At 63.6% G+C, this 6,557-nt stretch carries 6 protein-coding genes; 4 read left to right on the top strand and 2 right to left on the bottom strand.

Annotated elements, in window-relative coordinates; translation table 11 throughout:
* The coding region (locus tag ACEW8Q_RS03820) for an ABC transporter permease (protein ID WP_373502726.1) at positions 1–1,067 on the top strand (1,067 nt) is incomplete at its 5' end.
* Here the strand turns inward: ACEW8Q_RS03820 and ACEW8Q_RS03815 are convergent.
* Positions 1,057–3,015, bottom strand: a complete 1,959-nt coding sequence (locus ACEW8Q_RS03815; RefSeq protein WP_373502725.1) for an acetoacetate--CoA ligase — start codon at positions 3,013–3,015, stop codon at positions 1,057–1,059. The two genes, ACEW8Q_RS03820 and ACEW8Q_RS03815, sit on opposite strands and share 11 nt — an antisense overlap.
* Positions 3,016–3,109: 94 nt before the next feature.
* Between ACEW8Q_RS03815 and ACEW8Q_RS03810 the strand changes: the two genes are divergently transcribed.
* The 3 genes from ACEW8Q_RS03810 to ACEW8Q_RS03800 are packed head-to-tail and all read left to right on the top strand — an operon-like array spanning position 3,110 to position 5,944.
* On the top strand, positions 3,110–4,885 hold the full coding sequence (locus ACEW8Q_RS03810; protein WP_373502724.1) for an AsmA family protein: 1,776 nt from the start codon (positions 3,110–3,112) through the stop codon (positions 4,883–4,885).
* Between the two features lie 31 nt (positions 4,886–4,916).
* Complete coding sequence (locus tag ACEW8Q_RS03805) at positions 4,917–5,375, top strand: molybdenum cofactor biosynthesis protein MoaE (protein WP_373502723.1); 459 nt, start codon at positions 4,917–4,919, stop codon at positions 5,373–5,375.
* Positions 5,372–5,944 carry a thermonuclease family protein gene (locus ACEW8Q_RS03800; RefSeq protein WP_373502722.1) on the top strand — a complete coding sequence of 191 codons (573 nt, stop codon included), beginning with the start codon at positions 5,372–5,374 and terminating at the stop codon, positions 5,942–5,944. The genes ACEW8Q_RS03805 and ACEW8Q_RS03800 overlap by 4 nt, the downstream gene beginning before the upstream one ends.
* Positions 5,945–5,950: 6 nt before the next feature.
* On the opposite strand, the gene ACEW8Q_RS03795 is transcribed toward ACEW8Q_RS03800, so the two are convergent.
* On the bottom strand, positions 5,951–6,496 hold the full coding sequence (locus ACEW8Q_RS03795; protein ID WP_373502721.1) for a hypothetical protein: 546 nt from the start codon (positions 6,494–6,496) through the stop codon (positions 5,951–5,953).
* Positions 6,497–6,557 lie beyond the last annotated feature (61 nt).

Genomic DNA, 6,557 nt, shown 5'->3' with positions numbered 1-6,557 from the left:
TCGCCCGCCCCGGCATCGCGGTTGGCGTTTCCCTTGCCCTTATGGAATGCCTGAATGACATCGGTGCGGCGGGCTTCTTCGGCGTCAGGACGCTGACGCTCGGCGTCTACACCACCTGGCTGAGCCAGGGGAACCTGGGTGGAGCGGCACAGATCTCTGCTGTAATGCTGCTCTTCATCTTCGTGCTGGTATGGTTCGAGCGCACCGCGCGGCGCAAACAATCCTTCGTGCTGCCCTCGCAGCGACCGCGCCAGCCTGATCGCATCCGCCTCAACGGCTGGCAGCGCGTGCTCGCCGTGATCGTCTGCTCGCTGCCCGTCGTGATCGGCTTTGTGCTGCCCGCGATGATCCTGATGAGCTTTGCGGCGTCACGCCTGCACGATGCCGTGTCCTTCACGTACTTGCGCACCGTCGGCAATTCTCTTCTGCTTGCCACTCTCGCGGCGTGCTTCGCCGTAGTGCTTGGCCTGATCCTCGGTTACGCCAACCGGGCGATCCGCAAGGGCTTCACGAAGAACATCATCCGCGTAGCGAGTATGGGCTATGCCATTCCGGGCACGGTGCTCGGCATCGGCGTTCTCATTCCGTTGGCCGGTTTCGACAATGCGCTCGACGGTTTCATGCGCGAGCAGTTCGGCATCTCGACGGGACTTCTCCTCTCGGGCAGCATCGCGGCGATCATCTTCGCCTATGTCGTGCGCTTTCTCGCCGTATCGTTTGGCGCCATTGAAAGCGGGCTGCAGAAAGTGACACCCAACGTGGCAGCGGCCGCGCGTACGCTGGGCCGCGGCCCAATGGGTGCGTTCTTCGAGGTGCACCTGCCGCTGCTATGGCCGGCACTCGCCTCGGCGGCGCTCCTTGTGTTCGTCGATTGCATGAAGGAGCTTCCCGCAACATTGATCCTGCGGCCCTTCGACTTTGAGACCTTGGCCACCACCGTCTTCATGCTGGCCTCGCTCGATCAACTCGAGGAAAGCGCTCTGCCTGCGCTCACCATCGTGGCGGCAGGGCTGGTGCCAGTCATCCTGCTGTCACGCACGCTGCAGGAGCGGCACATCACGTCGTGAGTTCTGCGAGCCCCGCATAAAGATTGAGCGCTTCAGGATTGGCCAGCGCCTCCTTGTTCTTGACGTCGCGGCCATGCACCACGTCACGCACTGCAAGTTCGGTGATCTTGCCGGACTTGGTGCGCGGAATATCCGCAACGGCGATGATCTTCGCGGGCACATGTCGGGGCGATGCCCCTTCGCGAATCTGCTTGCGGATGTAGGCAACGAGTGCATCATCGAGAATTTCGCTTTCGCGCAGCCTGACAAAGAGCACGACGCGCACATCGTTGTCCCAGTCCTGGCCGATGGCGATGGCCTCGATTACTTCGGGGATCTGCTCGACCTGCGCATAGATTTCCGCCGTGCCGATGCGCACGCCGCCGGGGTTCAGGGTCGCATCCGAGCGCCCATGGATGATGAAGCCGCCGTGTTCCGTGATCTCGGCGAAGTCACCATGGCACCAGATGTTGGCAAAGCGCGCGAAATAGGCGTTGTGATATTTGAGGCCGTCCGGATCGTTCCAGAACATCACCGGCATCGACGGGAAAGGCTTCACGCAAACCAGCTCGCCCTTCTCCGACCTGATCGGTTGTCCCTCATCGTCATAGACATCCATCGCCATGCCGAGCATCGGGCCCTGGATTTCTCCGCGATAGACCGGCGAGAGTGGATTGCCGCCGACAAAGCAGCCGCAGATGTCGGTCCCGCCCGAAATCGAGGCGAGTTGCATGTCGCTCTTGATGCCATCGTAGACGAAATCGAAACTCTCGGCGCTCAAGGGAGAGCCCGTGGACAGCATGGCGCGCAGGCTGTCGAGGCGATGCGTGGTCTTCGGCGTGAGGCCGCTCTTCTTCACCGCGTCGATGTATTTGGCAGAGGTTCCGAAGATGGTCATGCCCTCGGCATCGGCATAGTCGAAGAGCACGCGCTCGGACGGATGGAATGGAGAACCGTCGTAGAGAAGCAGGGTCGCTCCCGCGGCGAGGCCGGAGACGAGCCAGTTCCACATCATCCAGCCGCAGGTGGAGAAATAGAACAGCTTGTCAGTGGGCTTGGTATCGGTGTTCAGCACATGCTCGCAGAGGTGCTTGAGCAGGATGCCGCCCGCACGGTGAACGATGCACTTCGGAATGCCCGTGGTGCCGGACGAATAGAGAATGTAAAGTGGATGATCGAAGGGCATTTGTGCGAAGGCAATCGGCGCGTCACTGTGCCCCGACACGAAGCGTGAGAGCCTGACGCCGCCGCGCAAGGCGCCCGCCACATTTTCCGATTCTCCGATGTAGTCGATGACGATGGCGCGCTCGACTGTCTTCAGGTCCTTCAGGACATTGCCGATCTTCTCGGCCATGCGGATGGTCTTGCCCGCATAGTAGTAACCATCGCAGGTGATGAGGATCTTGGGCGCGATCTGGCCGAAGCGATCGAGGATGCCGCGCTCGCCGAAGTCGGGCGAGCAGGATGACCAGATGGCGCCAAGCGATGCAGCCGCCAGGAAGCAGACGATGGATTCAGGCATGTTGGGCACGACGGCGCAGACGCGGTCTCCCGCCTGCACGCCCGCAGCCGCCAGCGCGCGGTGAAGCCTTGCCACGGCGGCATTGAGTTCGGCCCAACTCATGCGGCGCTCAACCTTGTCTTCGCCACGGAACACCAGCGCATCGCTGTCATCCGACTTCCGCAGGAGGTTCTCCGCATAGTTCAGCTTCGCGTCGGGGAAAAACCGCCCGCCGGGCATCCTGTCGCCATCGATCAATACGCGGGCGCCGCGGGTCTCGGCCTTCACATCGCAGAAGTCCCAGAGCGTGTTCCAGAAGGACTGCGGGTGGTCCACCGAATAGCGCAGCACATCGTCGAAGCCCGCCAGCACCACGCCCTGGCTTCTCTCCACCCGCTCCATGAACCGCCTGAGGTTCGACGCGGCGATGCGGGTCTCGTCGGGGGTCCACAAAGGCTGGTCGGTCATGTAAGGCTCACTCCGGATTGGTGAGGACCCTCTAGTCATGTCACAGAAGGGCCGCAAGTCCCGCCGAAAAGCGGCGCGATTTCAGGAGTTTCCGATGCGCGGACGAATGATTGCGGCAATTGCCGTGGCGGGCCTTGTTTCACTGGCCGCGGCCGGATGGCTGGTGCTGTCGCCGCGTTGGGCCGTGGGCTATCTCCAGCAACAGGCTCAGGCGCAGCTTGGGCGCAAACTGTCGGTCAAGGGCGGCGCCAGCCTCTCGTTCTCTCCGCTGGCGATCCGCATCGATGGAGCCTCCCTTGCCGGTCAGGGCAACGAGGCCGAATCGGTGCTGACCATGGGCTCGCTCGTCATACCCGTGACCTTCGCCGATCTTTTGACGCATGACGCAAGCCTTTCAAAAGTGACGCTGGAACGCGCGGAATTCGCCTTGCTCATCGACGAGCGGGGACAGGCGAGCTGGGATGTTCCGGAAGCCAGCCTGCCGGACGGCATGTCCGTCACGCTCGAGGATGCCTCGATCCGGTACTTTGACATCCGAAATGCCCAGAGCCTGAGCATGGGAGGCCTCGACGGGATTCTCGACGCCGGCGCGGATGGCGGCCTGGGGTTCAAGGGTACGGCGGTGATGAATGGCCGCATCGTCCGCATCGACGCCGCGCTCAAGTCGTTGCCGCGCGTCAATGCCGACGGCTCGCCGCTCGATCTCGCCATCGAGGCGCCGGAAGCAAAGGCCACCTTCAGCGGCCGCATCTCGACTGCACGGGTCTTGAGTCTCACAGGCCCCATGAGCCTCGTCAGCCCCGACCCTGCGGCGAGCATGCGCTGGGCAGGCATTTCCATTCCCGAGGGCATCACGATCGCGGGGCCTGTCAACATTGATGGCGGGCTCGACAGTGCGGGCCGGGCCTTCGCGGTGCGCGGTGCCGCGCTGACGGTGGGCGGGTTCCGGGGTGCGGGCGACGTAGTTCTCGACCTCCGCGCAGAGGTGCCCAAGCTGCAGGCCGCCCTGAGAACGCCATTTCTCGCTTTGGACAGCTTTCTGCCATCCAGCGGCGCGAAACCCGGCGAATGGGGGCGAACGCGCATCGCCTTCGGCCTGCTCAAGTCCTTCGACGCCGAGATCGAGATTGAAACGGACGCGCTTGGCCTCGTGGAGTTGAAGACCGGCCCGGCGCGCGTGACGGCAAAACTCTCCGGCGGAATGCTCGAATCCGTGGGATCAGCCCAGCTTGCCGAAGGTGGATCATTGTCCTTCGGCGCCACCGCCGATGCCACGGTGCTGCCGCCTGCCATCTCGGCAAGCGTCAAGGTTGGGAATGCCGCCCTGGCTCCATTGGCAAATGCGACGGGAATCGGCTTCCTGTCAGGCATCGGCAGTTTCTCGGCTTCCGTTGCGGCATCAGGCCTGACCCAGGAGGAAATGGTGGGAACCCTCAAGGGCGAGGCGAGGATCGACCTTGCACAAGGCCAGTTCGCCGGGACGAGCGCTGCGGACCTCTTCTCCGGTGTGCGCCGGCAGGTCATCGAAGGCTGGGGCGCGCCCACAGGCAATACGCCCTTCACTTCGCTTGCCGCCGATGCCACGATCTCCGACGGCATCCTCGCCATCGGCCAGTTCGCGCTCGATGCCCCGGACCTGACATTGACGCTCACCGGCGGGATCGACCTGCTTCGGCGGGCGCTCGACCTTCGCGCCTCGCCAAGGCTCAAGACCGCCGGGCCGGACGGGGCCACAGCCTTGCCCGTTCCCATCGTTGTCCATGGGTCATGGGAGGCCCCGCGCATCTACCCCGACGTTCCGAACCTGCTGAAAGACCCCAATGTGGGCTATGAGGCACTGGGACAGATGGCCCCGCCATCGGGCAATTGAAGATCGGCACCGGTCAAGGCATCATCATCCCATGATCCGCGTTCAGGAAGACCCGTTCGACGCAGGCGCCGAACTTCGCCAACTCAAGGCCGGCCGCACCGACATCGGCGGCACGGTGATGTTCCTCGGCACCGTCCGCGACCTTTCGGGCGGTGCGGATGTCCGCGCCATGACGCTCGAGCACTACCCCGGCATGACGGAAAAGGCGCTCGCCGACATCGAGGCCGAAGCGCTCCGCCGCTGGCCCATCGATGCCTCGCTCATCGTCCACCGCTACGGGCGGCTTGAGCCGGGAGAGGATATCGTCCTCGTCATCACGGCCTCGGCCCACCGCGAGGCGGCCTTCGAGGCTTGCCATTTTCTCATCGACTGGCTCAAGACAAAGGCCCCGTTCTGGAAGCTCGAGGAAGGCGCTGAAGGGGAAAGCTGGGTGGAGTCCAAGGACAGTGACGATGCCGCCGCCTCGCGCTGGGACAAGGACCGCCCTTGAGCCGTTCGTGGCAGCGTGGCCGCACCCTGCTGCGCAATGTGAAGAATGTTCTGGTCCTGATGGCCGTACTCGCCATGGCGGCCCTTGCGGCCCGGCAGGCGGGCTGGCTTGCGCCGGAAAGCGGGACCTTCACGGCAATCGATGGCGACTCGCTGCGAAAGGGGGCGCAGGAATTTCGCCTACATGCGATCGATGCACCGGAACTGCACCAGACCTGCACATCGTCCGCTGGCCGGGACTACCCTTGCGGCCGCGAAGCCCGTGATGCCCTGCGCAAGCTGGTGAAGAACAAGCCGCTCGATTGCCGGATCATCGAGACTGACCGCTATGGACGGCTGGTGGCACAGTGCAGGGCGGAGACGCTGGACATCAATGGCGAACTGGTGCGCCTCGGCTGGGCCATCGCCTATCGCCAGCATGGCCGTGACTATGTGGACGAGGAAGCGGAGGCGAAGGAGGCCCGCCACGGCATCTGGCAAGGCGCTTTCGATATTCCCGAAGCGTGGCGGCGCACGCATCGCGATTCACTGGTCCGGGGCGGACTGTCAGGCGAGTCTCCGCCGGATTGAACGCACTCAGTGGATGGCCCAGCTCAACACCGCCGCCATCATGCTGATGCCGAGCGTCAGCCCGCTGAGCCAGGCCAGCATCAGCGAAGAACTGCGACTGGCCGGGATGACCCAGCCTGACTCCGCCGCCGACATGATCTGCAATTGCTTTTCGCGCTCCACCAGATGGCTGGCGACATGCCTCAGGATCGCCGCGACCATCTCGTCACGCTGCGATGACTGGAAAAGCACCTCGCTGCTGCTGAAGCTGTCGCGCTGCAGCAGGTAAGTCGATGGATCGGGAGACATGATGACGTAGCTTGTCATGTCGATCCACAGCCGGGGCGGATGGCCCGGCACAAGCGCCAGATCGACGAACCGCCGCGCCGCAGGATTACCTGAGAGGAGCGGCGTCAATTCATCCTTCAGCACTTCGAGGCGAAGGACCGCCGCGTCGTGGATATTCCGTATGGCCTCGAGTATCTCGGCATGCGCCTCGCGTGCAAGCCGGATGTTCTGGTCGAGCAGGTTCACGCGCCGGCCGAGTTCCGATGCGGTGGCTGATTGTGCCATCTTCTCTCTCCCGATTCCCGTCGTCCCGGACCGGAGATTACCACCCCCGCCACATGGTAAA

The organism is Aestuariivirga sp., assembly GCF_041738905.1.
Taxonomy (GTDB): domain Bacteria; phylum Pseudomonadota; class Alphaproteobacteria; order Rhizobiales; family Aestuariivirgaceae; genus Aestuariivirga.
This window is presented reverse-complemented; position numbering and strand designations above follow the sequence as displayed.

Excerpts from the sequence above, each read along its gene's own strand:
- ACEW8Q_RS03815 (WP_373502725.1), bottom strand. The coding sequence starts at position 3,015 with ATGACCGACCAGCCTTTGTGGACCCCCGACGAGACCCGCATCGCCGCG.
- ACEW8Q_RS03810 (WP_373502724.1), top strand. The coding sequence starts at position 3,110 with ATGCGCGGACGAATGATTGCGGCAATTGCCGTGGCGGGCCTTGTTTCA.
- ACEW8Q_RS03805 (WP_373502723.1), top strand. The coding sequence starts at position 4,917 with ATGATCCGCGTTCAGGAAGACCCGTTCGACGCAGGCGCCGAACTTCGC.
- ACEW8Q_RS03795 (WP_373502721.1), bottom strand. The coding sequence starts at position 6,496 with ATGGCACAATCAGCCACCGCATCGGAACTCGGCCGGCGCGTGAACCTG.